This is a genomic window from Leptolyngbya sp. ST-U4, from assembly GCF_039962215.1.
In the GTDB taxonomy this organism is placed as follows: Bacteria; Cyanobacteriota; Cyanobacteriia; order Elainellales; family Elainellaceae; genus Leptolyngbya_A.
The window spans coordinates 17,760-43,763 of record NZ_JAMPKZ010000027.1; the positions used below are offsets into that span (position 1 = coordinate 17,760).

Below are 26,004 nucleotides of genomic sequence, written 5' to 3' on the forward strand. Positions count from 1 at the left end.
GGGCTTTGAGCGTGTAAAGGTCATACACAGAATCCTTGCCGCGACCTACGAACGAAGCCTAAAGAAATCGCTGCTGGTGCGGGCGAGTTGCCTGATCGATGCGATCAATTTCTTCTTGCGTGAGGCTCCAGCCCAGTGCGCCTGCATTCTGTTGGGCCTGGCTCCCATTCTTTGCACCTGGAATTGGGACAACGTTACCCTGAGCAATCAGCCAGTTCAGCGAAACTTGGGCGGGAGTGCGATCGTATTTTTCGCCGATTTGCTTTAGCAACATTATCACCGGAGCCAATTTTTCCACGCCACCTCTGCTGAAGCGAGGGTCTAGCTTGCGCGCGCCCGTCGGGTCTTGATAATTTTCAGGAGTGTATTTTCCGGTAAGCAAACCCTGCGCTAATGGGCTGTAAGCCAGAATCATGATGCCCAGCTCTTTTGCTGCTGCCATAACGCCATTGTGCTCGATCTGACGCGCCAGCAGCGAATACTGCATTTGATTCACCGCCAAAGGAACACCGCGCTTTGCCAGTAGCTCGTGCGCCTGTCGCATCTGATCCGCCGAATAGTTGCTCACGCCGATCGCCTTAATTCTGCCGCGTTTTACTTCGTCAGCCAGTGCCTCCATCAAGGTGGGCTGTCCCATGAAAAAGTCAAAGGGCTGGTGAACTTGATACAGCTCTACGGTGTCACGCTGGAGCCGCTTCAAACTTGCAGTCAGCGCATCAGCAACAGCACTTTTTCCAAACCGCCAGGGCAGCGGGAAGTACTTCGTTGCAATGTAGACAGGCTGATTGGTTTGCTGCATAAACTGTCCCAGCAGCGTTTCTGACTTGCCCAATCCGTAGATTTCTGCGGTATCAAAAAAATTAACGCCTGACTCTAGAGCGGTCTTGAATGCCTGCTCGACTGAACTTGCATCGTAATCTTTGCCATAAGTCCAAAACAGGTTGTCGCCCCATTGCCAGGTGCCGATTCCCAGAGGCTTGATTGTCAAACCGCTAGAGCCGATCGAGAGGATATCCATTGTTTGCTTTATAAAACTTTACAATTACTTCATAGTGTAGCCCAGATACTCAGGATCAGGCGTAAGCCGATCGAGATAACTGCATCAACCGTCAGCAGCAGAAATCAGTATCAGGAGCCACTCTTAGGAGTCAGGCGACTTCTCTTTTAACTGCTTCAGTATCAGGTAGCGATCGATAATGGCGCGGGTTGCTTCTGACATTCGCACTTGGTCGCCAAGCTGATAAAACCGCAGTTCGCGAATCTCGTGGGTTGGCTGCGGCGTTCCCTGCGCTTCAACGAGAAATACTTTGTGCTCATCGCGCACCCAGCCCGACTTACGCCAGCGAATGTGTCCGGTGTAGCTAAAGAGATACTGCATTGAAATTGTTTTGAGGGTTGTTTCTTCTTGCAGTTCCCGAATCGTTGCCGCCTTGCGCGATTCTCCTTTTTCGGCAGCTCCTCCAGGTAATAAAAATCGTCCGCTCTTGCCCGCCACGAGCAGCACACCCTGAGGCGTATCAACGAGCGCAGTACCTCTACGCCGCTTACGGACGGCTTTTTTTAGCAGTTTTGAAGGGGTGGTTTGCACAAACTAATTAATGAGAGGGTGAAGGGTCAAAAGATAGTTTTGGGTGAAGAAGCAAAGATACCAATGGTTTGAAAACTTGATTGAAAATGCGAATCGCTTCATTCACAATTCATTCAGTGCGTGATTTGATTAACTCACTGAAACCCCTCCAATTTTTTGATTTGCTCCACTCTTCTTTTATAATAACGAACCCTATCCGAAGGCTGGTTTGGATCTTGCCTCAGTCTGTCCTGAGAAACGGCAAATTCTAGAAAAAACACTAGTCGTCGGGTAGCCGCTGCTCGAGGTTCTGCTTGTTACGCTACCCAAAGTGACCGATCGTCGAATCGGTATGCAGCAATACAGCTTAAACTTAAAGCTGCAACGCAGTATCAACGGGCGATCGCCTGAACGGAGAGCGGTTTTGAGCGAACAGCTTTTAGCTCATCTTAGTATCCGTGTTCAGAATTATGCGATTACGCTTTGGGGAACTGCGAAGCGATTGAAATTGCATCAAATAATACTAAAACTCAGCTTGAAACTCTCAGCCCCCGATTACGTCAAGGACAGGAAAACTTAAACATCAGCTATGCAAACTGGCTATTTCGGAATTGTGATTTTAATGGTGGTTTCCCCCGTTCCACCTGAAGTGTTTATGCCGCTTGCAGGCTTTATGGCAGCGCAGGGAAAACTGCATTTTGTTTATGTTGTCTTGTCCGGGGTCGTGGGCTTTTTGCTAAGCATTTTCCCCTGGTACATTGGCGGTCGCATTTTGGGAAAGCAAGGCTGGCGAAAGCTGATCGATCGACAGCCGAAATGGCTCACGGTTTCTCCGGCAAAGCTGCAAAAAGCAAATCGCTGGTTCCGTCGCTACGGGGGGCAGGCGTTGCTCATTTCCCTGCTGCTGCCCGGACTTCGCAATATCATGGCAGTCCCTGCTGGGATTAGCGGAATGTCTACGCTAAAGTTTCTGCTGTATACGAGCTGCGGCGCGGTAAGCTGGCTATCGCTGTTGACCTACACCGGGTATGTGCTGGGCGACCGATACGAGCTAATCAACACTTACTTCAGCTCAACCACTACCCTCTTTTTGATGAGTGTGGGAGCCATTGCACTCTGCATTTTGGGCGTTCGCTTTTTCCTGCGACGGAAAGCGACCCTGTAGTTCCCACTTCACGATCGTTAAGCAACGGACAAGATTTGTGATTTCAAATTGATTATGAAGTGATTGCAGGCTAACGATTTTGGTGATAACTCGGTGAACGAGACGGAGCCAGATCAGTATCAAAGGTTTTATCCAGCAGATCAATTAGTTTGATAATTGCGATCGATGTAATAACTCCCAGCACCAACCCGCCAATTAGCAAACGCAGAACCATTTTTTTGGCTTGCGCGATCGACTCTTCTGCACTAATTCGACCTTTGAGTTGCAAAACCTTTTCTTCCGGCGGTAAGGGTTCGGGCGGAATCGGCTGATTGGGATGCGCCATAATGAGAGTTCTGTGAAACTGTCGCTGCACTGATTTTTACACTACGATCGAGCAAGTTTTTAGTTTGTCATTCGTCATTTCCCACTCGTGTTTATAAATTAGTGTTTACGAATTGATGAATAACATTTCCCTTGTTTCTGGTTAAATCGTGTCCTGCTCCTGGGGAGCGCAAATTCATTAATTTGTCTTCTCCATAAGGTGTATTAGGGAGTACGCGTAGCTCATCGATTGGGAGGCTCAGGGTTAATGCGTTACGCTGTATCAAACGATCCTACAGAGTCAACCGATCCTACAGAATGCGCTCCTGAGCAGCGTAGCAATTAGCATCAATCGATCGTAATCCGCAGTTTAATCTTGCAGCGAAATCTTCATCATCTACCGCATGGCAATTACAGCATGACAATGCAGCGCCCAATTAAGCCCACCAAAGTTAAGCCCACCAAAGCCGATATCCAGGCTGCCTACAATTCCACCGTATCCGATATTATTGACCATCATTTGAGCGTTCTGTTTTGCGGCATCAATCCCAGCCTTTACAGTGCTGTGGTGGGGCATCACTTTGCGCGTCCTGGCAATCGCTTCTGGAAAACGCTGCATCAGGCAGGTTTTACCGATCGCCTCTTTTCCCCAGATGAAGATCGGGATTTGCTGAAACTGGGCTACGGCATTACCAACTTGGTCGATCGTGCAACGGCACGGGCAGATGAAGTCGCAGCCGCAGAATTTGTCGCAGCGCAGCAGGCTCTAGCCGAAAAGCTGCACACCTACCGTCCGCGCTGTCTAGCGGTGTTGGGTGTGAGTGCCTATCGCTTAGCCTTTCAGCAGCCCAAGGCAAAAATGGGGCAGCAGCCTGAACACTGGCACGGGGCGATGGTCTGGATTTTGCCGAATCCAAGTGGCTTAAACGCCCACTATCAGCTTCAGGACTTAGCCGAGGCTTATCGATCGCTGCGGCTGGCAATCTCCTCCCAATGCCTCAACAACTCCGCCACCGACCAGGCTTGAGCGATCGCCCCACGTGGCAAATGCGGCGGGTCGCCGTCAAACACTTCAGAAATAAACCCCAAGCCTGCCTGCTGCTGAAAATGTTGCCATAACGGTTCTGGATCAAACGGAACAGCTTGACCCGGATAAAATCGCTGCCAGCCGCGCACAAACGCCCCAATGAGCCAGCTCCAGACCGTTCCCTGATGGTATGCCCGATCGCGCTGCCAGATGCCACCTTCGTATTTGCCTTCATAGCGGGGGTCTGCGGGGTCGAGCGATCGTAAGCCGTAGGGGGTCAAAAGCCGGTCGCAGGCGGTTTGCATCACGGCTTGCCCGATCGCTGCATGAAAAGCGCAATGGCTGAGGGAAAGGGCGATCACTGCATTCGGGCGGATACTGGAATCGGGATAGTCGTCCGGCGAGATGCCATCAAATAGATAATTCTGCGCCGGATTCCAGAACTTTTGCAGCGATGCTTTCACTTGCTCTGCCTGTTGGCTGTAGCGGCGTGCCTGGTTTGCCAGCGTTCCCTGATCCAGATCAGACGCCGAATCGAACTTCTGAAGCTGCTCTGCCCATTTTGATGCCCAGCACAGCGCGGAATACCACAGAGCATTCACTTCGATCGGCTTACCCCGTCTTGGCGTCACAGGCTGATCGGCAACCAAAGCATCCATCCAGGTCAGGGCAATATTGGGCGCATCCCACGTCACCAGATTGTCTGAGGCATCGATGCGAATGTTGTGCAGCGTTCCTACCGTCAGTCCCTTATAAATCTTGCCGACCGTAGGGTACTGCTCTATTAGAAATGCCCAATCCTGCGTTGCTTCCAGATATTGCCCCAAGGCTTCAATCCACCACAGCCCCACATCCATATTGGTGTAGGACAGTGCATCCTCGTCAGCAAACCGATTGGGAATCAAACCTCGATCGCAGTAGTCGCTGCAAGTCCGCAGCAAATCCTTTGCTAATTCATAGCGTTGAGTCGTAAGTGCAATTCCTGGCAGGGCAATCAGCGTATCGCGCCCCCATTCGTTAAACCAGGGGTAGCCCGCGATCAGGGTAGGACGATTTTTGACTGCTTGATATACGATGAAGCGATCGCTCGCCTGAAGGAGCTGTGGCGGCACGGTTCGCTTTTGATTGTGCGATTGATGCTGCGATTGATTGTGCAATCGATTCTTGGATAGTGCAAATACGGTCTTTAATCGCTCCTTCTCGGCGGCAATGGTTTGATCAAACGTGGTTTCATCTAGCGTTGCTCGTCCCTGATAGCGATCGAAGTCTCGCACTCTTGCCTCGATCGTCACGGATGCTCCAGATTGAAGCGGAACCGTCAGCACTCCAGGACTGTAGAGATCTTCCTGATCGGCAAGTCCTCGTTTCGTTTCTTCTGGATAGCGATAGCCCCAGTACCACATTCCGTCAGCCTGATAAGTGCCCGTTGTCCAGGAAAGCTGCCAGGAAATTCCGGTTCGGGTCGGCGTTTTGGCTTGCAGCAAGAGCCGACTCGACTCGACAAGTTGAGCAAACTCCAGCTCAGGCTGCTGTTGCTGCTGATAGTGCAGCCCCCGATCGGCAATCAAGGGACGCAGGGAAAGCAGGGCAGGCTGATTGCCCTCATAGCGATAGTGAATCAGCGTTCGGGTTTTGAGTCTAGGCGGCTCATCGTTTTGGGGAGACAGCACTCCGTAGGGCATCACCAGGCGACGCTGAAGCTGCCAGTGCTCCTGTCCCCAAATCCAGGCGGGAACCGGATCAACCGTGAACGATCGCAGTAGCCGATCGCCCTGCGGAGAAATCGCGCCGCTAATCCAGAAATTCACGCCGAGCTGCAATCGCTGTCCGCCAATTTCGATCGCTGCATCAATCCGCGACAGCAGTAGCGTTCGCCGACCGGGAGGCTCCAGAGCCGCCATTAGCCAGCCATGATAAGTGCGGGTATGGGCATCGCAGACTGTTCCGCAAGCAAAGCTACCGATGCCGTTGGTGAGCAGCCACTCGCGGGTATCTCGCTCATCGATTCGATCCAATCCGGTCTCCTTAGGATAGTGGGTATTTCTATCCTACGTGGAGAAGTTTAAAGGTGAGGCAGGGAGTGAGTAGGTCTAGGAATGGATAAGGAGATGAGGAGTGCATAAGGGAAACTGCTTTGGGGCGGGATACTCAAAATCGTTATGAGTATGATATAGTCGTAACAGATTGTAATGACGCTCGAGCGCAGGCTTGAATCTCTGAAGCTTTTTGTAAAAGTTTTGATCAAAGATTCTCTGTCTTTCCCGTCATTTGAATTGTGGCCCAAGTCCACCTAACCCTAAGTCACCTGAATTATCCTGAAATCGCTCTGCACCGAGTGACCTGAACAAATTTTAGGACACGGTTCGGTGAAGAGTTCATCGGGTTCATGTTCGTTAGACGCACTGAGACGCATTAAGACGCATTTAAGGAGAGTAATTCATGACCTTGACCTACAGCATGGAAGGATGCCTCCGAGTTGGTCAGCCTGCCCCTGAGTTCACGGCAACGGCTGTGTACGATCAGGAATTCAAGACAATCAAATTATCTGACTATCGCGGCAAATACGTCGTGCTGTTCTTCTACCCGCTCGACTTCACGTTTGTTTGCCCAACCGAAATTACGGCGTTCAGCGATCGGTATGATGAGTTCAAGAGCATCAACACCGAAGTTCTGGGTGTATCGGTAGACAGCGAATTCTCTCACCTCGCATGGACGCAGACCGATCGTAAGGCTGGTGGTGTGGGTGATCTGAACTATCCGCTCGTCGCTGACATCAAAAAGCAAATCAGCGCAGCTTACAACGTGCTTGACCCGGAAGCAGGTGTGGCACTGCGTGGTCTATTCATCATCGACCAAGATGGTGTGGTCCAGCACGCCACGATCAACAACCTGGCATTTGGTCGCAGTGTGGACGAAACCCTCCGCACACTGCAAGCGATTCAGCACGTTCAGTCTCACCCCGACGAAGTTTGCCCTGCCAACTGGAAGCCGGGTGAAGCCACGATGATTCCTGACCCCGTGAAGTCGAAGAATTTCTTCGCTGCGGTGTAGTCTGCATCAATCTGAAATCGCGATCGTATTTTTAGGTCGATCGGGATTTGGATTTTTGAATAATTCTCAGTAGTTCTGAGTAACTCTATTAAGTGTGGTGGGTAACCCTGCCACGCTTTTTATTTTTATGTCTTATTTTGGTGTAGTTATGGGACTTCGGCTCCAGTTGAAGCAGTCCAGATGGTAAACCACTGCTCTCGCGTTAGCCGTAATTGTTCAGCCGCGACTGCTGCCTGAATACGATCGAGCTTACCGGTTCCCAGAATTGGAATGATCCGGGCGGGGTGGGTTAACAGCCAGGCAAAGGCGACCTGATCGATCGTGGCTCCGCCGAACTGTTCGCCAATATGTTGCAGTGCCGTTTGAATTCGCTGAGTGCGATCGTCTTTAGGTTGAAACAAACGACCTCCTGCCAGCGGCGACCAGGCCATTGGTGCGATCCGCAACTGCTGACACTGATCCAGCGTTCCGTTCATGAAGGGTTCTAGATGGAGCACCGAAATTTCGATTTGATTCGTAACCAGGGGAAACGGCAACCGCGAAGCCAGCAGATTAAACTGATTGGGCGTGAAATTCGACACACCAAAATAACGCACTTTCCCAGCTTGCTTTAGATCGATAAATGCCTGGGCAACTTCATCCGCATCCATCAGCGGGTCAGGACGATGGATTAGCAAAACGTCCAGATAATCTGTGTGGAGCTGCTTCAGGGAGTTGTCTACAGAAGCATGGATATGGGTAGCACTCGTATCGTAATCGTGCATCTGATGCTGGGGACGGCGATCGGACACAAGCCGAATTCCGCATTTATCAATGATTTGGATTTGCTCTCTTAACGCTGGATCTTCTGCCAGAGCTGCCCCAAACAGACCTTCGCAGGTGTAGTCGCCGTAGATATCAGCATGATCAAAGCTCGTGATGCCCCATTCTATAAGGCGATCGATCAGTTCCCGAATCTGAGCCGTAGTCATCTGCCATTCCGCCATGCGCCAAACGCCGAAGATCAGACGCGAACAAAGGGGTTCTGAGCCATGAAGCGGAAGTTGTGTGAGGGGCATGAGGGGGTGGGGAATGAGAAGGTAGGGGGGGAATGCAGGGCAGGGTGCGTATGTGAGACCGTTTGGCGATAAATAATTGAGTTCTATTCTGGTTTCAGTCTTATGTCTATGTCTGATGCCTACGTCTTATATTTGAGTCTTATTCTGAAAATTGCTTCACCATAAACACCGACTGCGGCTGATAGCCCAATTTCTCGTAGAGTCGCAGCGCAGCCTGATTTTGCACAAACACCTGTAGACCAACCTGGCGATCGCCTCTTTCACGCGCCCAATCTTCTGCTTTTTGCATCAGGGCAGTTCCAATTCCCAGGTGTCGATAATCGGGATGAACGTACAGCAGAAAAATATAGGGATATCGATCACCCTCAATTTGATCGATCGCGGTTCCCATCCAGAGACAGGCGATGGAAGGTGAGGAAGGTGAGGAAAAGGACGATGCGGTATGTTCGACCCAGAATAGCGGCGTTTCTGCAGAAAGATATTGCTCGACGGTATGCGAGAGGTGCGCGAATCCGTTCCCAGGAAAGAGTTCCTGATAAGTGCGCTGCATAAATTTGACCAGCAGGGCGCGATCGAGTCCTGAGCCAGAACGCAACCGATAGCCGGATGGCAGGTTCACCCGCTGACCTCGCAAGCAAAACGGCTACTCATGACCCAAACTTTGCTCCGAATCTTACTACATCGCGCCATCCACAGACGGAAAACCGCGAACGAGCGTTTCCAGAGTGGGCGGCAGATCGGCAACGCCAACATCCGTTGTGGAAGAAAGGGCAGGAGAAACGATCGCTGCGGCAGCGGTTTTTGTGGGTGAAGCTCCTTCCGGGCGGACTTCTTCGATGGGGGCAGGAGCCGCCAGGTCAGACGGTAAAAAGATACGAGCACTGACGGCAATCAGAGCTACAAAGAAAATTAGAACAACAATGAGCGGGGCAATATACTGACGAAAAATAGCCATGCTTGGGAACAGCAGCGATAAGGATTGAGCCGCAAAAAGCTTGATATTTCTATCCTACAACTGCGATCGATCTTCTTCGTCTGTCTCCAGTTCAGAATTATAAGACTCTGGAGGGTTCGCCAATGCGGGCTTTTGATTCCAGGGAGCGCAAATTGGCAGCAGCAGCAGTCCGGGCAGAGCCGCTAGCAGGGTGAGCAAAAAGAAAGTAGACCAGCCTGTTGCTTGTGCCACGCTTCCGGCAGGCGCGACCAAAATATCCCGACTAACTGCCACCAGACTCGACAGCAGCGCGTACTGAGTTGCCGAAAAGCGGTGATTGCACAAGCTAATTAAAAAGGCAACAAAGCCAGCCGTTCCCAGCCCGCCGCAAAAATTCTCGATGTTAATTGCCAGCACCATTGCCGGATAGTTCTGCCCCAACTGCGCCAGGGCGAAATAGGCGAGGTTGCTGACTGCCTGAAAAATGCCGAAGACCCAGAGCGATCGATAAATGCCGATTTGCCCCAAGATGGCGCCCCCTGCCAGCGCACCCACGATCGTTGCCAACAGCCCCATTCCGCCTTGAATCGCGCCGATATCCGTCTGGCTAAATCCGGTTTGCAACAAAAACGGCGTTGCCATGTTGCCCACTAATCCATCGCCAAAGCGATATAGCACGATGAAGAGCAGAATGGTCAGTCCCATTCCCAGGCCCGAGCGCCGGAAGAATTCCTGAAAGGGCAGAATCACGGCATCGGCAAGCGTGGCAGGCGGACGATTTTCGCCCAGGGATGAATCAGGTTCAGGCGCAAACAGCGTAAAACCAATACAAATCGCCATCAGTCCGGCAAGGCACAGATACACTAGCTGCCAGGAAATCCGATCTGCCAGGATCAACGCTAGCGATCCGGTGAGCAGCAGCGCGATGCGATACCCCAATACGGCAACGGCGGCTCCGGCTCCGGTTTCCCGTTCTTCCAGCACATCGACTCGGTAGGCATCAACCGCGATATCCTGCGTCGCGCTCAAAAAGGCAATCAGCAGCGCATTCAGGGCAAGCAACTGGAGGGTCTGTCGGGGGTTTTGCAGTGCCATCAAGCCGATCGCCAGCGTCAGCAAAACTTGGGAGACCAGCAGCCAGCCTCGTCTGCGTCCCAGAAACGGCGGCACATAGCGATCGAGCAGCGGTGACCAGAGAAACTTGAGCGAATAGGGCAGTGCCACCAAGCTAAATAAGCCGATCGCCTTCAAGTCCACCTGTTCCATCGTCATCCAGGCTTGCAGGGTTCGACTGGTCAAAAACAGCGGCAGCCCAGAGGCAAATCCTAGCAGTAGCAGCGCGGCAATTTTACGACTCTCAAAAACTTTTAGAAGCGATCGGGTTATGTGCACGAGTTCTTAACAGACACAGCATCGAAATTTAGACTGATGCCATCTTGCCACAGGTCAGCAGCACGTTAAAAGGATGATTAATAGCTGATGCCTAAGCGGTTGGAGCGAATTGGGAATTTGCAGGAAGTATGACGATCGCCGCATTGATGCTACATTGCTGCATCGATACTGCATTGATACAGTTATTAATACAGCTTTGAGTCAAAATCTCTTCTTAGATGACCAAAATAGGAGGATCGTATCTCAACTCTGAATCCGTTCTAAATCCGTAACGATCCTTTCCTTACGGTTGGGCTAGGACTGCTGGTTACTCAAGAAATAGAGTTTGGAAAAACCCAGGTGAAGAAAACTAGATCGAGTTGCAGTCAGTATTTTGAGCCGTTCGCAGTGTCCCCAGAAGTGTTGCAACAATTACACAGCGTTTTCGGTTGCTGTTTCCAGCCGAAGTCGCGGTAATAATCATATTTACGCCTTTTGTCACCGTTCCACGCGAATCAAATTCGACAACGTTATTGGGGGTAGTGCTGCTATTGCTCACTGCGAGTGAGAGGATTCCAGGTCGAAGCTGAGCCTGGGTTGTTTCTTCGCCCAATCGTACTGGCGATCGGCTACCAACCTGGACAGTTGGAGGCGTTGCCGTCGGGTTAAAGGTCACCGTTTGCGATCGGCGCGTGCGGATTGCATCTGCCTGTGCCTGCCGCAGTGTTTGCAGGATTTCATTTTGCGCCGTGTCTGCCCGTCGGGAAGCGGCGAATCCTTGCCAGCTTGGTGCAGCAATTGCGGCGAGAATGCCAGACATCAGCACTGCGACAAGCAGCTCGACTATCGTAAATCCGGCTGGTGCAGTCTGCCTAAATTCATATTTCATCGTCTGTCTCCTGGTTTCTCGTGGTATCGCTTCAAGACGATAGACCTTCTTTTGCAAATCCTTGCCCTCTTCGTTGATCTCGCTCTCGCTGGTCTCTTTTTAGGGGCGAGGGTCTAATAAACGGATCACTCCTAAGGTTGACGGGTTAGGACACCGCGCAGCAGTACTCTGGTTTCCAGTGTGGGCAGCAGTTCAGCCGATCGAGCGCTCAGAGCCGTGGAGATTCCAGGTCTGCCGACCGCACTACCGCGTAGATATAAAACGACATCCTGATATTCACCGACCGTTTGCAAGTTTTGGGTACCGGTTACTGTGGCTACTTCCTGGGTAGAAATGACGCAGGCATAGAAACTACGAGGCATTGGGGGCGAAGAAACACTGAGCATGGAGTCTGGCGGAGAGAGGCTGTAGGGTTTTCTGGCGGCTGTTCCGTCGTCACCAGGACAGCGAACGGTTGTGTTAAAGGTAGTTTGCCCGTCTACATAATCAACCAGTGTGTTAATCGTGCCTGAGGAAGCGGCAGGGCGACCTCCTGCAGCAGTTTGCAGGTTTACACCGCCCATGGAAGGCCAAGTTGCAAAATTTCCTTCATCGCCAGGGTTGACATAGCCATTTGTAATGGTTGTGCTATTCCCTTCAAACTGAGTTAATGCATAGCGCGTAATTCTCGCTCCTCCTCGCCAGGGAGTCCCTGAAGCAGGTCTTCGTTCGAGCGAATAAACCACTAACGCGTAGGACTGACCTGACATACAGCCCACTCCAGCGGGTGGATTGGCAGAAACACAGGCAGCTTTAACGGCATCCGGGAAAGGCTGATATTTCCAGAATGCAAGAATCGGCACCTTCCCTGACTCAATGAGGGATGCAGGCAAATGCTGGGTCAGGGTTGGCATATATTCGCCGGTGTAAACGAAGACGGCTTCTCGAAGTTCATTGCTGATGTAGTCCATTGCAAGCTGCATTTCGCGCTGCGTTTCCGTGCGGGCTGACTCGCGCTGATCGGCTTGCATAAGCTGCACCACAATAAACATCAAGCCGGAGACTAGACCGCCACCGATCACGGCAACGACAAGCAGTTCCAGCAGTGTAAATCCTCGGTTGCTCGGTGTTGCTGCGATCGGAAGCAATTTCCCCTGGGGGGTCATCGACTTTGCCCGACTCGAATTGATTTGCTCTGGCTTTGCCTGAGGAATCAGCAGGCGTTTGAGCCGCGATAGAAGGAAGCGTCTAGCCATAGGGGTTGGGTACTCTAAGGATGCACGGAGTTATCAGAAACATTGAGCGTCAGGGAGAACCCGCCGGAAATACGCTAGAACAGGACGCAATTCTTTGGCGATCGGCTTGGGAAAAGAAGCTGCACAGCGAGGTTCTTTCTTCGGTCCAGACTAGCTTTGTGTAGAAAGCGGCGAGGGGACGTTTGCGGAGAGTGCCGCTGGTGAGCTGAAGTTGGGCAGGCTCGGTTCTCAGGTCGTTGGGTAACGTGAGCGCATTGCGGGATGCTTGCGGCGAAAAGTTTTCAGCTGCCTGAATCGGGTAAACCCGGATGCCAATATCAAACTCTGAGGGGCGCGACTGCTGACCTGTTGCTCCTTCTGATCTGGAAACTAAGCCAGGGGTACGAAAAATTTGCATTAGATACTCCGGCACGCAGTCGCCATCGACATCAATGGGCAACACCGCGTTAACGGCAACAGCAGGGGGAGATGAGCTTGGGTCAAACCGATTCGAGCATTCTGTTCCGGTCGGGTTCAGGCTTCGTAGCCGTGCATCGATCTGAGTCGGTGCAGCCACACTTGCCAGAGTTCCTGCCGTTGCTCCAGCCACTGACGCAGGGAGGCTTGCCGGAGCGTGCTGCCCCGTTGAAACCAGTGCCCGGATGCGATCGACCTCACCCTGAGCGACCTGGAGGGCTTGTTCTGCCCGGCGATTTTGGACTCGTGTAGCGGTGGCTAACACCAGTGGCGGGGCAACCATGGCGATTGTAATGACAATCAGCATGACTGCTACCAGGCATTCCATGATGGTTAAGCCTTGCTCAGACCCGGATCGGGAGACGATCGACGGTTGGCGACCCGATCGCCAGAGCAGAAACCAGATTAAACGGTGGGCAGGATGGGCAGACATAGACATCTCCTTGGCAGAACTCCTCCAGAACCATCAAACTCCAGAACAGGCAAACGCAGGACAAGCAAACTCTAGGACAGGCAAATGCAGATGGGCTTGAGGGAATGCCCTGCCGCAGGGGTTAGCAGCAAGGACATTCCATTGGACGATCTTGCCTAGCTTGGGCGACAGCTATTTGGCGCGACGCATTGGCTCAAACGTGCAATATAGGGATCATCCGCCGGAGGCTCTGAGTAGAACTCGCTGCGAGTTGAGTCAGGCTGCTGGAATCGTTCGGCAACTGGAGCCGGAGGTCCGTATTGCAGTGCCGGATCATAACCCCAGCGGCGAAGTGGAGCCTCGTAGTAGCAAATGTCTTCTGTGCTCCTATCATTATCTGGACAACCAGCTCCCCTGGCAGGAGTGGCTCCCTGCTCCCAGGCATCCAGGTCAAACGGCGCAGTCGCATAGCTGCTGAAGTTGAGCTGAAGGAATGCTCCAGAGAAGAACAGCTCTTTGTCTTTCCACCACTCGATGAAGCGAGGGAAGTTGTGCAGCCCCCCGTAGCCCTGGTTAGAGCGCGTCGGAACGAGACCTCCTACCACAATCGTGTTGATTCGTGTTGCGTCTGGTGCATCGTTGAGTGCCCGTTGCCGGCTCGTGCGATAAAAGCCGTCAGCTGCGCGGTATTCCCGGAAGCCGTCGTTCGCATTCCACTGAATGGGCATTCCACTGCGGCTAATCAAGAGGGGCGAATCCCCAATATCGGGGTTATTGCCAGATGCCAAATCTCGCAGAATCAGGGGATAGCTATCTGCAATGTTGGCAGTCACCCAGCGCGCCTGTTTCTGGGTGTTAGGCGGGTCAGCATTGGGCAGAACCGTCGGACGGTTTTGGTTCAGGAACGATGTGGTACGGGTACTGCATCCGTAACGACCCTCTAGCGAAGCAGGTTCTACTGCCACTGTTTGACCACGCCGACCTGCAGTTGTCATCGCATCTTGGATACTGCCATCGCAGAACCTAGACGACAGGATCGTGACAGCATCTGCCACAACTTCGCTCGGTCGGAACTGGTCGGTTGTAGACTTCGCAAAGTTTGGGTTTAAGGTTCCGTTTGCCCCACCAGAGCCACGCTGGTAGAAGTTACCGTAGTTTGCTGCCAGGGGAGCCGTAAACTCTTCGAGAGCAGCGGGGGCTGCATCAAAGGTGCGGTGCAGGTTGAAGTCGCCCAGAATGTAGGCAGGGTTGGCTGTCACAAAGGAGATGCCCCGCCACAGGTTGTTTTCATTGGCAGCAGCTCCGCCCCTGACCAGAGAGATACCCTGCTTTAAGCGGAACCCGTACGGACGACGATCGGGATCAGGCAGGTAATCCACAGGTTTTGGCGTGATCCGGTTGGCAGCGTTCAGAGGGGGGTCGGTTGAAGCATAGGCATCGGCGTAGGTATTCATCTGGCAGGTCGCGGTCGTCTGCATACGGGCTTCGGTATTGCAGCTGCTCCAGCGATTGCTAGCCGGACGAACAATATTTGCCTCAGATACTGAATCTTCTCGGAAGGCGTACACAATACCGCTTCTGGGAAGCCAGTAGTCAGAGCCCACGCTGCTTTGGCTATTCCGCATCAGGTCGAGGTCGAGATCCAGGCTTCTGACCGTCATCATTTCCCGTCCGTTAAAGAAGGCATGATCCTTAAACATGACGGGGAACATTGCGCCAGGCGTGTTGGCTGCGCCAGTCGCGCTAGTCAGCTGGAGCAGGCGAGGATAGTTTGCGTTGTTGGAGCTTTCTGCCGGGAAGGAGCAGGACACCGAGCAAACCTTAATCCAGTTACGGGCGTTGCCGTTGGGGGTACGACCATCCGTTACCCCAGCGACACTATCCGATAGCCCAGCACCTGTAGGCAGCAGCCAATCCTGCCCCGCCATAATCGTTCCCGTCGATCGATCGCGGAGTGCCCCACCCAGAGCAGTATGGCTGGCATTGGGCATTGGCAATCTGCGAGGACGCAGGGCAACACTCTCAGGACGCACCACGTTATAGGTCACCGTGGAATTCTGCAGTGAGATATAGGTTCCTCTGGTGCTCCGGTCTTCTGAGTCACGGACATAGAGGTCGTTTTCACTGCCTGCGATTCCCTGGTAGTCAGGATGGGAGATAAAGTCGTCTGTCCCAGCACCGTCAAGGGCTGCGGCAACCGTTGGGGCAGGGGTCAGATTGGTATCACTGGTTCCCGCAGGAAAGAGCGAATAGAGAATGGGATAGCGAGGACGATAGGAACAGAGATTGAAAAGCGCCTCGGTCGTGCCATTCCAGGCTTGACATTGCCCTAATGGAGCCTGTGCTAATGCCCGCTCTGATTCGTTTCCTTCTTCTGCGCTTGTGTTGCCCCCATAGGCACCGTAAAAGCCAATCTGTCGATCGCGGGCAACTTGCTCCTTCGTAATAATGAGCTGAGCCAGGTAGATCTGGTCTTGGATAACCCGGCGGGCTGCCACATTTCCAGCACCCGGATCGTCGCGCCAGCGTTCTAACAGACGCACGTAGAACTCTGGGTTGCTGTTACGGTTGAAGGCGGTCATGAACTCCCGCTCAGTACTCCTCATCAGTGCCAGATCCCTGAGAATGCGGCTGCCTGAAACTGAATCAGGCAGGGCTAAGTTTAAGGCTGGGTTGGCACTGCGAACCTTTTCGTTAATCTCACGCGCAGCCACCTCAGTCTCAGCATCAATCATCAGGTTAATCAGGCGAATGCGTCCCCGCAGACCAGAGAAGTACGTGACGATTTGATCATTCGTCAGGCTGGAGAAGTTATCAACTGTGATTGTGACTCCTGGGGGAAGAGGGCTACCCAGTAGTCGTAGGGTAGGACTTCCGGGTAATGGAATGGCTTCCAGGGTAGCGTAATCAAGCTTTTCCAGGTAATCGACGTTGTATGCCAGCATACCCAGGGTGCAGGCAGCGGTGTGGAGCGTTGTCTTATCAGCAGGACTCAGGGAAGCATAACCACGACTTCCATAGATAGCCAGGACTCTCCGCAGCATCGAGAAATCACCCCACATCGCCATGCTGGGATAGGGATGGACTTCGTTTCGACCTACTTGCGTTGCTGGAGGTTGGAAAGAGGGCGCGCCGCCGTTGGGATCGCCTGCAAAGTTCGCCAGATTTTTCAGGGCAGTGATCAGGCTACTGTTAGGGTTAGTAAACTCGTCCAGCCTGGGCGTTTCAAACTCCCAGCCATTTGTACCGCGACCCCGGAAGAAATCGCTAATCACCATTGGGGTTGCCTGATCGCTGTACCCAGGAATGGCTGCCGTTCCCTGAAGGGGAGTCGCTAAATTTTCAAATATTGAACTTCTATCCAGGGTTCCAGCGGTTCCCGGATGTACAGTGGTGGCAATACAAGCCAGGGGAAAGTCGCGACCCGTTTGCGCACTGGCATGGTAGACCGCAGTTGCCTGAACCGCTGGCAGATTATCGAACAGGGTGCGTCGCTGTCGCTGTTCGTTGCAGCGATTGGCTGCCGAGGAGCAACCTCCGGGCCAGGGGCGAAGCGGCTCTGATCCCGCACCCAGGGGATTACCGTCCGCTGAAAATCCACTTGCATCGGTGGGTCCGCCCCAGCCTGCCGCGTCGCCGAGTTCGAGCCGCTGCCCGACTACCAGCCGCAAACCTTCGAGCCTTGCCCGTCGTTCCCAGTAGCCATCAAGACCAACCTCTGAGTTTGCGCCGCCCTCAGGAGGATCAGCACTAATGAGATCTTGTCGATCGCTAGGGATGTCTTGCCCGATCGTGCTGCCGACGATCACTTGCTCAACTGGGAGGGGATTTTGGCGTCCGACTTTGGGCTTTGGACCAAGGCGATTATCCGCTCGGAAAATATCATCCAGGTAGGGTGTGGGCTGGGGCGATTGGATCAGTCTGCCTTGCGCACTATTGTTAAATATCCCATCCACCCAGTCCGTATCCGCAGCATTTTGAGGATTGCCATTGGTAATGCTGGCTCCACGAGAACGTGACTCGTCCTGAGTTTGCAGAACTACAGGTTCCAGCGTTAAGTCGGTGATTGAAGGCTGCGGCGAAACACGGGTGCGATCGACCGAATCGTTGTTCCTATCAAAGGTTTGATTTAACTGCGCCAGATCCGCATCAATTTTGACTGAACTGTTATCGGTGTCGTCTCTGGTAATGCCCAGAATGAACTGCCCAGCAAAGGTTTCTGTATTGGTGCTATTCAGATTGCGAGCAACGGTCAACTCCGACTTGTCAAAAATACAGGAGTTTGCCGAACTCACCAAAAAGCTGCGGAAGTTGTTTCCACCCAAAATAAAGCTGCCCTCGGTGTGCATCGCCCCGTTCCAGTTAAACGACGCACCCGGAAAGATCTCGAGGTCATTGCGGAACCAGGCAGCCCACTTAAAGCCCTGGGTTGCTTCCCGGTCTTGCTGAAACTCTAGCGTCGATACCGTTCCGTTTTGCGAATTCGGTACGACATAGGCATTGACCTGAAAATTCTTCCGCAGCCTGGTGCGGTTGTTAGGGTCAGGAAACCAGCCGTCGCCGTTTACAAGACTCAAGCCTGCCGCCCCTCCGTTAGAACGCTGGCAAGCCAGGTTTGCCTGGTTAGTATTACTGAGCGGTGCGTTTCGCACTTGCAGCCGTTCGGCACGATCCTCCAGGGCAGTCTGCCGGGAATCTTGTAGCGGATTGACAGGGGTGACGCCAGCCGCATTGTTTGCCGGAGCCGTCATGATAATGGAATAGAGAACGGTTGCATCGGTTACACCGTCACCGTTTGTATCGGCAGGATACTTCCAGGCGTTATCCCGTAAACGATCGCCGTCAATGTCGAGACGTTCTTCCCCTGGCAGCGTGTAGGGATCAGGAGCATTGGGATCAGATGGAAAGCGTTGAGGTCCGGGGGAACCTGCAATATTCCGCCCATCGTTGAGCATCATGCCAAGCAACTGTCGCTGGCTGGGAACGCCCCCTGCACGAGGATCACGAAGCGGATCAAACAAAAACTCTAGCTTTGCCCTTGCCCGATCGATCGCCGGAGTTGCGGCATTGTAAATAACCTGCTGTTGCCGTTCGCCGATCGTCTGCTGCGTCCGGGTATAAGTGCGATAGCCGATCGCGCCAACCGTCAGCGTGACGACCAGCAGCAGCAGTGCCGTGGTGGGCAGCACAAAACCTGCTTGAGGCTGAGGCTGTCTGCCAATCAAGAGCAACACACGCATGACCCAGCGCACGAAGCCTTTAATCCAGGTACGTGGCGATTTGATAAGGTGCTGCATCAGTTTGGGGATTGCCCTGATTTTCCGTGGGGTTGACATATCTGTCTGCCTGTTTTCTGCCTAGTCAGTGAGGTTCGAGAAAATGAGATTTTGACCTTTCAAAACTTCACATTTGAACCGTGTTTTTGGGATCAATTCTGCCAATCGGTCTCTGTAATCACCGTCTTAACAACTTCTAGCCGCTGGAACAACAGGAGAATCACGCGCAGGAAATCACAGGGAAACTCGAATTTGTTCAAAGTAAACAAGACATTATTAAACAAGTCTCAGTAAATTTATCGAGGGAAAAGGTCTGAAATGTCAACCAGAGTAAACCCTGCCCGGATTGTGCCTATTTGCGCCTATTGCCGCATAGGATACCCGCCCCAACTGGAGAAACGATCAAGCGCAGCCGCAGGTTTGAACCGCAACGCATTATAAAATCCGATGAAGCGATCGTCAGAGTCACGAAGATGAAGCCCAAATCATGAAGGCTCCTCTGAGCACAGCCCTCAAGCACACGCCGCCGCAATCAGCAAAAAGATCAGCAAAATAAAAGAGACCTTTCTCACTAGGGCTTTTGCCTGAGAAAGATCTCTGAAATAGAAAGCTCGAAAAAATAGAATTTCTCGATTGAGAAGGTTTCGACAGCGAATTTTGATAGTCAATAACGCGATCGAAATGAATTCAATTAAGCGCAGCAACACCCGATAAAAAGCGCAGAAAGCGGAATTTATAGCTTGCTGAGATCCAGTCCCAGTTCGCGGGCAACTGCATCTAAACCCCGGTTGTTGAGCGTTTTGATTGCTTTGGTCGAAAGACGCAGCTTGATAAACCGCTTTCCCCCTTCCCACCAGATGCGCTTTTCCTGAAGATTAACTTCCTGCAATTTCTTGGTGCGGCGGTGCGAGTGAGACACGGCGTAGGCGTTGTTTGCCTTTTTGCCAGTAATTTGACAGCGACGAGCCATAGGATTTGACCTGGTTATTTCGACTTCGATGGACACAATCCCTTAGTATAGCAGCAGTGCAGAGCATCGCAGCCGGATTGCAAGCGATCGAGCAGCTTCTCTCCCTGTCCTGCTCTGCGGCTACTTTACTACTGCGTCAGGCGGGTTAGCACCTGATTCGATCGCTCCACAAACGATTTCATGCCGTCTGCGTCAAAGCCCCTTTGCGCCATCAATGCCAGATCGTAAACGTGCTGACAGATGAGCGTAGACAATTCGCCCGAGGGAGACTGACCGCCCGCCTGAAGGATCTTGCCCTGGTTGATCGTCAGCAGATTTTGGATCAGGGGATGTGCGGTGTTGACCAGCAGCGTATGTTCTTCCGGGAACTCAGCAGTTTGCTGCGTCAGCAGGGCAGTCATTTCGCTCATACGGCGCAGCTCTTCGGGAAGGAGGACGATCGCTGGAGGAGCCGCTTCTGCGTGGTCAGACTTGAGAGCCTCGGTGCGAATCGTTACCTTGGGCTTGCCTAGCGCCTGCTGAAACAGCTCTTTGACCTGCTCACTGCGAGTTTTATTCGTCGTCGGGTCAACGATTTCGCTAGATTTCTCTTTATCAATCAGCGTTTCATCCAAGTCAGAATCAACGCGGGAAAACTTGACTTCGGGATGCTCGCGCTCCAGGAAGCTGATGAAGTGGGAATCGATGAACGAATCCATAAACAGCACTTCTAAGCCCTGGCTCTTGTGGAGTTCCACGTAAGTCGCCTGAGAGGCTGGGTCAGTGCAGTAGTAAACCCGATTTTCGTGGCGGGCTTTGTTGCGCTCCAGATAGTCTTTGAGCGTGGTGTAGAATTTGCCGTCCAGGCTGTCTGCTGCCTGCTCCTTTGGCTCAACGTCCTGCCACAAATCGCCCTCTGCCGACTGCACCTGAACCGCTGACGTATCGCTCTTCGGTGTCCCTTCAAACGTGGTGCGGAAGATCAGGATATCTTCGACCTGCTTTTTGAACTTGTCGTCGTTCATCGAGCCGAACTTGACAAAGGTTCCCAGGTCTTGCCAGCAGCGAATATACTGAGTCCGATCGTCCCGATAAAGCTCCTTGAGGCGATCGCCTACTTTCTTCGCAATGTAGTCGGCAATTCTGCGGACAGTGCGATCGTTCTGCAAAAAGCTGCGGGAAACGTTGAGTGGAATATCGGAGCTGTCGATCACGCCGCGCAGGGGCAGCAGGAAGCGGGGAATCACTTCCTCGCAGTTGTCGCTCACAAACACCTGATTGCAGAACAGCTTGATCTGCCCCTTGGTGACATCTACATCCGGCTTCAGCTTCGGAAAATAGAGGATGCCGTTGACCACAAACGGATAGTCCGTATTCAGGTGTACCCAGAGCAATGGCTCTTCCTGGAACGGATACAGGTAGCGGTAAAACTCCAGATAGTCTTCCTGGGTGAGGCTGTTGGGCGACTCCTTCCAGGGAGCTTTTTGCTTGTTGGTCTGTTCGCCGTCCAGCTTGATCGGGAAGGGCATGAAATCACAGTAGGTTTTGACCAACTGCTGAATCCGATACGGCTCCAGATATTCTTTTTCTTCCTCCATCAAGGTCAGCGTTATTGTCGTGCCAACCGCCTGGCGATCGGACTGCGAAAGCTCAAACTGAGTCGAACCGTCGCAAGACCAGTGAACGGGCTGCGATCCTTCTTTGTAAGACAGCGTATCGATCTCAACCTGCGACGCCACCATAAAGGATGAATAGAAGCCCAGACCAAAGTGACCGATAATCGACTGATCGGTACTGTTCTTATATTTCTGGACGAACTCCTCTGCACTAGAGAAGGCGACCTGGTTGATGTATTTCTTCACCTCATCCGCCGTCATGCCGATGCCGTTATCAGAAATCGACAGCGTGCCTTTCTCCTTATCAATGGCGATCGTAATTTCCGGTTCACCCGCGTCGCCCGTAAATTCCCCAGAGCGAGACACCATCCGCAGCTTTTGGATTGCATCTACTGCGTTGGAAATTAGCTCTCTCAGAAAAATCTCGTGGTCGGAGTAGAGCCATTTTTTGATGATCGGAAAAATATTTTCCGTATGGATGCTGATATTGCCCTGTTCCAGAATCGTGGTCATAGATTAGTGCCGCAGGGGTTACAAGTTACAAGTACAAACTTTTGCCAGTCCGATGATTCTCTAGACTAGGCGATCGTTCCCATTGTAATCATTCTGGTTGACCCTACTTAAAGGATTACGGATTCCCCTACCTTCCTTTCTGCACTGGAGTTAGAGCGACAACAGCTACGCTACAGGGGAATGGTCTGAATGGTGATGAGAGCCCCGCGTTTGTAAAGCCGCATCACTCCGCCCGGTCGAACCTGAACGAGCGCCCTTAAGAGGGAGCTGCTAAGCATCACCGCATTCTCAGGCCCAGAAATCGTCAGACTCTCGTTTGATCGGGATTCGACCAGTTCCCTCAGTCCATCTTTAGGAAGGGTCATGGCTCTCTCAGTGGAGCGCAAGAAGCCATTCGCTCAACCTACCAATTTTCTTCGATCGCAATATTGAGGTTTGGGGCGATGCGAAGCAGTTCCCCCTTCGGGGTAATCGTCATTGATCAGAAACAGCCGTGGTCTAGGCTGTAATTCGATCGAAACACCCTTGATTCGGGCTAATTCCGTTTTTAAGATCTTAGGCAGAATAAAAGGCAAAAAAAGACCGAAGAAACGCTCTAGGATTCAGGCTAATGGCTGGAATCAGGAGGATTATACGGAAAATATGTCGGGCTAATGTTCGATCGGAGCGATTAGACGGAATTCATTCAGCCCAATTGCCTCTACAGGGTAGATAGCCCGAACGAGTTCAGCCCAATCAGTAGTTAGACGGCAATCTGACAAATTGCTAAGTACGCCCGGAAATCCCTTTTACATAGATGTATTCTGAGAGAAATCAGAATACATAAAAATCGAAACATGAAGCACAGGTTGGCAATAGCAGTATTCCTATCCATGTCCACCTTGTTAACAACACAAGTTGTACATGCACAAACTGCTAGGAATTACATGTATGAGCGGCTAAATACTCTCGACTTTGGATGGGAATTAGGACGGCATCTTCTCATAATTTTCATAGCAGGTGCTTTAGGAGGCTTCGTTTCATTTCTAATGAACTTTAAAGTCAGTGAGGAGGAGTTATCAAAACCAATCGTGCAGAGGTTAACTAGGATCGAACAAGAACTGGCTAAGCAAAATAGAAATTTAAGTGATAAAGAGAGAGCTAAGTTAGAAGAAAAAGCGGCAAAAGAAAAGTGGAGTGCTATTCTAAAGTGCTGTCTTTCGCAATCAATAGTGGGTGGTGCAGCAGCGCCGCCTGTTTTATTACTTCTTAAACCTGACAACGCTTTTGCACTACTAGCTATGTCCTTAGTTGTTGGTACTGCTGGTTCTGCATTCTTTCGTGCTTTGCAAGAACAGATGCTGGAATATGTTAGGAGGGAAGAGAAAGTTACGAGGCAGGCGCAGATTCAATTCAAGCAGCAATCAGACAAAGTAGGAGAGCTTATAACTGCTCTATCGGAAAACGATATAGAAAGAGTAAAAGAAATTGCCGAAGAATTGAAGGGCGCATGTGCTGCCAATACTGCTGCTTTTGGTAGACCGCCAGGTGATATTTCCGTGACATCAACGTCTCAGGTAATTCCTGTTGAAGTCAGTAATCCTGGTAAGGCGTACGAAGGTAACGGCAATTACTATCAAAGTAGTGTAGGCAATCAGAATCCTCAAACAGCACCGCAATAAATCTCATATAGCTGTAAGTAAGTGTATTGCTTCTAGGCAACTAGCCGTCCAACAATTCGCTTGGAGCGGACTATGGGAAGGTTTTGGTGCACTGCGGTGACTGTTGGCAGCCGCTCAAGCGAGCCGTTAGGCTTTGCTCTTCCGTGGGGTTGCTCTTGCCATCCCTCTACCGTGAGTATCTACTTACCTTCTGCTTAAGTCCATCAGTTGTGACGTTGATTAAAACGAAGTTTGTAGAAATTGGAAGCACCCGCAATTTAATGTTCTGCAAATTTTTGTATATGAAGATGAAAGCGTCGGCTAGGTTGTCGGTTGTAGTAGTAAAACGGGTTTACTGAAAACAAGAAAGTATTACCATCAATTGCTATGAATGAGCCAATAGATATTGAAATAGTTAGAGCTGAAGCACTCAGAAAGTTAGGGAGGAACATGGTCAACTTTTCAAAAATAGAGGCAGTATTGAAATATTTGCTTTCAATGGGCCAATTCGAGGGAACTGAGGAAACAATTTCCGAACAATTGCGTAGGAATCAGGCTAGGCTTCACAAGCAGAGCTTAGGTAAGTTGGTTCAGGAATTTCATAAAAATGTTGTAGTTGATGCTAGCCAGGTTGAAACCACAACAGCCTCTTCCAATTCAGGAATTTCTTTCTATTTCAAGGTCACCTGTGATAACCCAGATTTCTTAAAGATTCAGAAACGTGCACTCTCAGATGTTGTAGTTGAGCGAAACAAGTTAATTCATCAAGACTTGGCACTTCTTGATACCAGTTGTGTAGAGGATTACCGTAAGCTCATTAGTCTTATGGATGAACAAAATCCTCGACTATTAGCTCATCTTGAGGAACTAGGGTGGATAATAAAGTCGGTGAGTAATGGCTGGCAAACCTTCGGGGATCTGTTTAAATCACCAGAATTTCTTGAATACATACAATCTAGCCAAGCTGATGCCTAACAAACCGCTGTACTGGAACGCCGCAAGTTGGTCGGTTCAATGTTCAAGGTTGCCTGCATCTGGTGAGCTTGGTCGTTAGCTGTCAAGGAGGATATCGATGATCTCTCCACCTCTACCCACACAACAGATTGATACAGCACGATTGCGAATTCGCAGATTCACTCGCGAAGATATTGAGTTGTTCATCAGCTTTATGACGGATTGCGAGTCCACGGCATTTCTTCCCTTTGCCCAAGAGCAGAAGAGCAGAGAGGGAGCCAAGCAACTTGTTGAGTCCACCATCGAGTCATATAGCTCTGCACATCCCATGCTTGCCTTTGCGGTCGAAGAACAGATGACCCGGCAGTTCGTAGGGTTCTGTGGCTTGAATCCGCACGACGAAGAGACGATAGAAATAATGTACGCAGTGATGCCGAGCGCGAGACGGCAAGGGTATGCAACAGAGATCGCTACCGCACTTGCTCGTTACTCCCTTGATGAGCTTGGCTATCGTCGAGTGATCGCTTTGATTGTGCCAGCTAATCAGTATTCAAAGATCGTCGCTGCGCGGGTGGGGTTCAAGGATGGCGGCTTAGTCAGCAATGCAAGCTTTGCAGAGAAAGTGCATCAGTTCATCCTCGAACAGGAGCCAGCTAACACAGTAGTGGAGCGAACGTGAAGAGCCTTTGCGCTTCGTTTCAATGTTGTTTGTCACCGCTCACTTTAGCCATTAGCTTGCAAGTTCTTATGGAGATGCCCGAGCACGAGGTTTGGTTGAGATAGGTTTAGGAATTTTTGATAGGGCAAATTATCTGAAAATACCCGCAAGGCTACTACAACACTTAGAACCTATTTCAGATACTGAAAGAGCTTATCAATGTGCTGTAAGTTAGACCGTAAAAGTGCATTACTAAGGAGTAGTTTAAGGCAACACTCATGAAGGCAATCCTGTGAATAAAGTTGCTGTATTTGGTAATGCTGGAGGTGGTAAGTCTACTCTCAGCAACCGTTTAGCAAAAATGACAGGTTTACCCATGGTTGCTTTAGACCTGTTGAAGTATCAACCTGGCGGTGGCGAAGTTTCCTACGAAGAATATAAAGCTGCTCATGATCAACTCCTCCAACAAGACCAGTGGATAATTGATGGATATGGGTCATTGGATACAGTATGGGAACGACTGGAGATAGCAGATACCTTAGTCTATGTGGATATGCCAGTTCTCCAGCACTATTGGTGGGTAACGAAGCGATTCTTGAAGGGCTTTCTAGTTCCACCAACAAATTGGCCTGAGAATAGTCCGCTCTTGAAGGGTACGTTAAACAGTTACTATACGGTGTGGCTGTGCCATAAGAAGCTGACTCCAAAGTACCGAGAGTACGTGAATAAAGCTAAGGAAAGCAAGCGAGTCTATCATCTTAAGTCTCCTAAGCATGTGAAGGAGTTCTACCAAGCTGTCGAACTAGAACTGGCAAAATACAGCCTTTTCCAATCTAATCAGGTACAGTAACAGCAGTGAGTGAACCAGCCTTGCAGATCAGCGGTTGAGACTTGATTGAATGCTTGCTCAATAGCTTTGACCAAATCCGG

22 protein-coding genes are annotated in these 26,004 nt (G+C 51.3%); 7 read left to right on the forward strand and 15 right to left on the reverse strand.

The window, feature by feature from the left end; translation table 11 throughout:
* Positions 1-58: 58 nt before the first annotated feature.
* Together NDA02_RS23070 and NDA02_RS23075 are read right to left on the reverse strand one after the other, a co-directional pair.
* Positions 59-1,018, reverse strand: a complete 960-nt coding sequence (locus NDA02_RS23070) for an aldo/keto reductase (protein WP_190794663.1) — start codon at positions 1,016-1,018, stop codon at positions 59-61.
* 123 nt (positions 1,019-1,141) lie between these two features.
* A complete protein-coding gene (locus NDA02_RS23075) occupies positions 1,142-1,588 on the reverse strand; it encodes an NUDIX domain-containing protein (RefSeq protein ID WP_190794662.1) in 447 nt (148 codons plus the stop codon).
* A gap of 568 nt (positions 1,589-2,156) precedes the next feature.
* Here NDA02_RS23075 and NDA02_RS23080 point away from each other — a divergent pair.
* Positions 2,157-2,732, forward strand: a complete 576-nt coding sequence (locus NDA02_RS23080) for a DedA family protein (RefSeq protein WP_190794661.1) — start codon at positions 2,157-2,159, stop codon at positions 2,730-2,732.
* A gap of 70 nt (positions 2,733-2,802) precedes the next feature.
* Here NDA02_RS23080 and NDA02_RS23085 read toward each other — a convergent pair whose 3' ends face one another.
* The gene (locus NDA02_RS23085; protein WP_190794660.1) at positions 2,803-3,057 is read right to left on the reverse strand and encodes a hypothetical protein; all 255 of its coding nucleotides are present in this window, start codon (positions 3,055-3,057) and stop codon (positions 2,803-2,805) included.
* A 396-nt stretch (positions 3,058-3,453) separates the two neighbouring features.
* On the opposite strand from NDA02_RS23085, the gene mug reads away from it, so the two are divergent.
* On the forward strand, positions 3,454-4,062 hold the full coding sequence (gene mug, locus NDA02_RS23090; RefSeq protein ID WP_242067596.1) for a G/U mismatch-specific DNA glycosylase: 609 nt from the start codon (positions 3,454-3,456) through the stop codon (positions 4,060-4,062).
* Here mug and NDA02_RS23095 read toward each other — a convergent pair.
* Positions 3,996-6,077 carry an amylo-alpha-1,6-glucosidase gene (locus NDA02_RS23095; RefSeq protein ID WP_348256014.1) on the reverse strand — a complete coding sequence of 694 codons (2,082 nt, stop codon included), beginning with the start codon at positions 6,075-6,077 and terminating at the stop codon, positions 3,996-3,998. The genes mug and NDA02_RS23095 overlap by 67 nt on opposite strands.
* A gap of 424 nt (positions 6,078-6,501) precedes the next feature.
* Between NDA02_RS23095 and NDA02_RS23100 the strand changes: the two genes are divergently transcribed.
* A complete protein-coding gene (locus NDA02_RS23100; RefSeq protein ID WP_190791445.1) occupies positions 6,502-7,113 on the forward strand; it encodes a peroxiredoxin in 612 nt (203 codons plus the stop codon).
* Between the two features lie 146 nt (positions 7,114-7,259).
* Here NDA02_RS23100 and NDA02_RS23105 read toward each other — a convergent pair whose 3' ends face one another.
* The 11 genes from NDA02_RS23105 to NDA02_RS23155 all read right to left on the reverse strand — a co-directional run bounded on the left by NDA02_RS23105 (position 7,260) and on the right by NDA02_RS23155 (position 22,187).
* On the reverse strand, positions 7,260-8,171 hold the full coding sequence (locus NDA02_RS23105) for an aldo/keto reductase (protein ID WP_190791446.1): 912 nt from the start codon (positions 8,169-8,171) through the stop codon (positions 7,260-7,262).
* A 139-nt stretch (positions 8,172-8,310) separates the two neighbouring features.
* Positions 8,311-8,790 (reverse strand): GNAT family N-acetyltransferase, encoded by a 480-nt coding sequence (locus NDA02_RS23110; protein WP_347277859.1) that lies wholly within the window; start codon positions 8,788-8,790, stop codon positions 8,311-8,313.
* Positions 8,791-8,847: 57 nt separating this feature from the next.
* Positions 8,848-9,126 carry a hypothetical protein gene (locus tag NDA02_RS23115; protein WP_190791447.1) on the reverse strand — a complete coding sequence of 93 codons (279 nt, stop codon included), beginning with the start codon at positions 9,124-9,126 and terminating at the stop codon, positions 8,848-8,850.
* A 54-nt stretch (positions 9,127-9,180) separates the two neighbouring features.
* Positions 9,181-10,497: an MFS transporter gene (locus NDA02_RS23120; protein WP_190791448.1), complete on the reverse strand. Its 1,317-nt coding sequence runs from the start codon at positions 10,495-10,497 to the stop codon at positions 9,181-9,183.
* Positions 10,498-10,846: 349 nt separating this feature from the next.
* Positions 10,847-11,365: a GspH/FimT family pseudopilin gene (locus NDA02_RS23125; RefSeq protein WP_348256015.1), complete on the reverse strand. Its 519-nt coding sequence runs from the start codon at positions 11,363-11,365 to the stop codon at positions 10,847-10,849.
* Between the two features lie 131 nt (positions 11,366-11,496).
* Positions 11,497-12,600 carry a prepilin-type N-terminal cleavage/methylation domain-containing protein gene (locus NDA02_RS23130; RefSeq protein WP_348256016.1) on the reverse strand — a complete coding sequence of 368 codons (1,104 nt, stop codon included), beginning with the start codon at positions 12,598-12,600 and terminating at the stop codon, positions 11,497-11,499.
* 49 nt (positions 12,601-12,649) lie between these two features.
* Entirely contained in the window at positions 12,650-13,489 is an 840-nt protein-coding gene (locus NDA02_RS23135) for a type II secretion system protein (protein WP_190791451.1), read from the reverse strand.
* A 155-nt stretch (positions 13,490-13,644) separates the two neighbouring features.
* Entirely contained in the window at positions 13,645-18,804 is a 5,160-nt protein-coding gene (hpsA, locus tag NDA02_RS23140; protein ID WP_348256017.1) for a hormogonium polysaccharide biosynthesis protein HpsA, read from the reverse strand.
* 673 nt (positions 18,805-19,477) lie between these two features.
* Positions 19,478-19,714, reverse strand: coding sequence for a 50S ribosomal protein L28 (gene rpmB, locus NDA02_RS23145; RefSeq protein ID WP_190790950.1), 237 nt, complete (start codon positions 19,712-19,714; stop codon positions 19,478-19,480).
* A gap of 128 nt (positions 19,715-19,842) precedes the next feature.
* Positions 19,843-21,822, reverse strand: coding sequence for a molecular chaperone HtpG (gene htpG / locus NDA02_RS23150; RefSeq protein ID WP_190790951.1), 1,980 nt, complete (start codon positions 21,820-21,822; stop codon positions 19,843-19,845).
* A gap of 170 nt (positions 21,823-21,992) precedes the next feature.
* Entirely contained in the window at positions 21,993-22,187 is a 195-nt protein-coding gene (locus NDA02_RS23155; protein WP_190790952.1) for a hypothetical protein, read from the reverse strand.
* A gap of 507 nt (positions 22,188-22,694) precedes the next feature.
* On the opposite strand from NDA02_RS23155, the gene NDA02_RS23160 reads away from it, so the two are divergent.
* The 4 genes from NDA02_RS23160 to NDA02_RS23175 all read left to right on the forward strand — a co-directional run bounded on the left by NDA02_RS23160 (position 22,695) and on the right by NDA02_RS23175 (position 25,924).
* Complete coding sequence (locus tag NDA02_RS23160; protein WP_190790953.1) at positions 22,695-23,483, forward strand: HMG-box domain-containing protein; 789 nt, start codon at positions 22,695-22,697, stop codon at positions 23,481-23,483.
* A gap of 366 nt (positions 23,484-23,849) precedes the next feature.
* A complete protein-coding gene (locus tag NDA02_RS23165; protein WP_190790954.1) occupies positions 23,850-24,437 on the forward strand; it encodes a hypothetical protein in 588 nt (195 codons plus the stop codon).
* Between the two features lie 97 nt (positions 24,438-24,534).
* Positions 24,535-25,095 (forward strand): GNAT family N-acetyltransferase, encoded by a 561-nt coding sequence (locus NDA02_RS23170; RefSeq protein WP_348256018.1) that lies wholly within the window; start codon positions 24,535-24,537, stop codon positions 25,093-25,095.
* 271 nt (positions 25,096-25,366) lie between these two features.
* Positions 25,367-25,924: an adenylate kinase gene (locus NDA02_RS23175; RefSeq protein ID WP_348256019.1), complete on the forward strand. Its 558-nt coding sequence runs from the start codon at positions 25,367-25,369 to the stop codon at positions 25,922-25,924.
* Positions 25,925-26,004: the final 80 nt, after the last annotated feature.